The organism is Alteromonas sp. 14N.309.X.WAT.G.H12 (genome assembly GCF_036697315.1).
In the GTDB taxonomy this organism is placed as follows: domain Bacteria; phylum Pseudomonadota; class Gammaproteobacteria; order Enterobacterales; family Alteromonadaceae; genus Alteromonas.
Genome location: NZ_JBAHZB010000282.1, coordinates 1 through 201, shown reverse-complemented (window position 1 = coordinate 201; position 201 = coordinate 1). Strand labels below are relative to the sequence as shown.

At 42.8% G+C, this 201-nt stretch carries 1 protein-coding gene; it reads left to right on the top strand.

Annotation, left to right across the window (positions count from 1 at the left end; genetic code table 11):
• The coding region (locus V5298_RS20990; RefSeq protein WP_332933327.1) for an RHS repeat-associated core domain-containing protein at positions 1 to 201 on the top strand (201 nt) is incomplete at both ends.

Here is a 201-nt window from a genome sequence, read left to right as displayed (position 1 = left end):
GGTACTGAGCTTTATTACTACAAAGCACGGATTTATCATCCAAAGCTAGGGCGCTTCCTGCAAACTGACCCTGTGGGTTATGAAGCTCAGATGAATCTTTATGCTTATGTGGGGAATGATCCGGTTAATATGACAGATCCAACTGGTAAATTTGGAGTTGTTGGATTTGCCATAGGCTTTCTTGCTGATTCTGTTGCGCAA